Source organism: Saccharomonospora iraqiensis subsp. iraqiensis (assembly GCF_000430445.1).
GTDB classification, from domain to species: Bacteria; Actinomycetota; Actinomycetes; order Mycobacteriales; family Pseudonocardiaceae; genus Saccharomonospora; species Saccharomonospora iraqiensis.
Genome location: NZ_KE387126.1, coordinates 12,562 through 14,933 on the forward strand (window position 1 = coordinate 12,562; position 2,372 = coordinate 14,933).

At 71.6% G+C, this 2,372-nt stretch carries 4 protein-coding genes; 3 read left to right on the top strand and 1 reads right to left on the bottom strand.

Annotation, left to right across the window (positions count from 1 at the left end):
* On the bottom strand, positions 1–416 hold a 416-nt coding region (locus ACTIR_RS24330), incomplete at its 3' end, for a hypothetical protein (protein WP_034241014.1).
* 96 nt (positions 417–512) lie between these two features.
* On the opposite strand from ACTIR_RS24330, the gene ACTIR_RS0118850 reads away from it, so the two are divergent.
* From ACTIR_RS0118850 to pgk, 3 genes are all read left to right on the top strand, one after another.
* Positions 513–983, top strand: coding sequence for an SRPBCC family protein (locus ACTIR_RS0118850; protein WP_026455439.1), 471 nt, complete (start codon positions 513–515; stop codon positions 981–983).
* 217 nt (positions 984–1,200) lie between these two features.
* The gene (gene gap / locus ACTIR_RS0118855; protein ID WP_026455440.1) at positions 1,201–2,205 is read left to right on the top strand and encodes a type I glyceraldehyde-3-phosphate dehydrogenase; all 1,005 of its coding nucleotides are present in this window, start codon (positions 1,201–1,203) and stop codon (positions 2,203–2,205) included.
* 9 nt (positions 2,206–2,214) lie between these two features.
* A partial coding sequence (pgk, locus tag ACTIR_RS25040) for a phosphoglycerate kinase (protein ID WP_198048238.1) occupies positions 2,215–2,372 on the top strand: 158 nt, incomplete at its 3' end.

The window sequence follows — 2,372 nt, forward strand, 5'->3', positions numbered from 1 at the left end:
TCCCCGGCGACGTCGGCGGGTTCGGCCTCGTGGCCGGGCATCCCCGGGGTGCGCCGGGTGCGTTTGAGCTCGGCCTCGTGCGCGTGCCGCTGCCCCGGGGTCAGCGCCCGTGCCCGCGCGGCGAGCTCCCGGAACGGGTCGTAGTAGGTGTCCTCGTAGTCCTCGACCACCTGGTAGGTCCAGCGGCCGGGGAGGACGTTGCGGCCGACGAGCTCCCGGTCCAGCCGCGCGGCGAGGTCGGCGTGGCCCGCCTCCCGCAGCAGGGTGGCGGCCTCCTCCACGGTGAAGTCCGCGGTCCCGGTGAGGCGGTGGAACGCGTACAGGTGGCCGCGTGCCTGCTCGACCACCTCCAGCGCCTCGGTGACCTTTCCCACCGCCCGCACGGTCGCCGGGTCCGGCTCCGGTGTGTGTGCCATGCGGCCTCGGGTACCCGTCCGGCGGACGGTGATGCACCGGCACCCGGACCGTCCCCGGGACGGGCGGGGTGGCCGAGGACCCGAGGAGGTGAGTCGATGAGCACCGTGATGAAGGCCGTCGACGTCGAGGCGCCGCTGTCCGCGGTGTACAACCAGTGGACCCAGTTCGAGTCCTTCCCGGAGTTCATGGAGGGCGTCGAACAGGTCCGGCAGCTCGACGACACGCACACCCGGTGGGTCACCCGGGTGGGCACCGTCACCCGGGAGTTCGACGCGACGATCACCGAACAGCACCCGGACGAGCGGGTCGCCTGGGCGTCCGACTCCGGGCCGCGGCACGCCGGCGTGATCACGTTCCACCGGCTCGACCCCGACCACACGCGCGTGACGGCGCAGATGGACATCGATCCCGAGGGCTTCCTGGAGAAGGTCGCCGACCGGACCGGGGTGCTGGAGAAGCGGATCGACGGGGACATGCACCGGTTCAAGGAGTTCATCGAGCGCCGCGGCCGGGAGACCGGTGAGTGGCGCGGGGACGTCTCCCCGCCCCCGACCTCCCGGTCCTGACCCACGCCGGAGGCGCCCCGGCGCACGCCCGCCGACCGGCGCACGGCGGCGGTGCACGACCGGTTCTTAATCGATTCCGCCGGTCGCCCGCGGTGGGCCACGTCTCCCGCCGGGGTATTCCGGTCGGACCCTGGCCAACACGCTAGGGTGGCGGGTGAACCCGACGAGTGTCAGCCCGGGCCGGGCCCGGGCCGAGCCCCCCGAGGAGAGTAGAGCAGTGACGGTTCGCGTAGGCGTCAACGGCTTCGGCCGGATCGGCCGCAACTTCTTCCGCGCCGTGCAGGCGAGCGGCCAGGACGTCGAGGTGGTCGCCTTCAACGATCTCGGTGACGTCGCCACGATGGCTCACCTGCTCAAGTACGACAGCGTCCTGGGCCGGTTGAGCGAGGAGGTCACCACCAACGACGAGGGCATCGTCGTGGGCGGGAAGACGATCAAGGCCCTCGCCGAGAAGGACCCGGCCAAGCTGCCGTGGGGCGACCTCGGTGTGGACGTGGTCGTGGAGTCCACCGGCTTCTTCACCGACGCCGAGGCGGCCAAGGCGCACCTCGCCGGGGGCGCGAAGAAGGTGATCATCTCCGCACCGGCGAAGAACGAGGACCTCACCGTCGTGCTCGGGGCCAACGACTCCGCCTACGACGGCTCGCAGACGATCATCTCGAACGCCTCCTGCACCACCAACTGCCTCGCGCCGCTGGCGAAGGTGCTGCACGACGAGTTCGGCATCGAGCAGGGCCTGATGACCACGGTGCACGCCTACACCGCCGACCAGAACCTGCAGGACGGCCCGCACAAGGACCTGCGCAGGGCCCGCGCCGCCGCGCTGAACATCGTGCCGACCTCCACCGGCGCCGCGAAGGCGATCGGGCTGGTGCTGCCGGAGCTGAACGGCAAGCTGGACGGCTACGCGCTGCGCGTGCCGGTGCCGACCGGCTCGTCCACCGACCTGACCGTGACGCTGTCCAAGAGCGCCTCGCTCGACGACATCAACGCCGCCTACCGCGCCGCCGCCGAGGGGCCGCTCGCGGGCATCCTGCGCTACAGCGAGGAGCCGCTCGTCTCCAGTGACATCGTCACCGACCCGGCCTCCTGCATCTACGACGCGCCGCTGACCAAGGTGATCGGCAACCAGGTCAAGGTCGTCGGCTGGTACGACAACGAGTGGGGCTACTCCAACCGCCTCGTGGACCTGGCCGGGCTCGTCGGTTCGAAGCTGTCCTGAACCATGCCGGTGAAGACTCTCGACGATCTGATCGGCGAGGGCGTGGCGGGTCGGCGCGTGCTGGTGCGCGCCGACCTGAACGTCCCGCTGGACGGCGACCGGATCACCGACGACGGCCGGGTGCGCGCCGCGCTGCCCACGATCTCCCGGCTGGCCGGGGCGGGCGC

Coding starts and splice junctions, on each gene's coding strand:
- ACTIR_RS0118850 (WP_026455439.1), top strand. CDS start 513: ATGAGCACCGTGATGAAGGCCGTCGACGTCGAGGCGCCGCTGTCCGCG.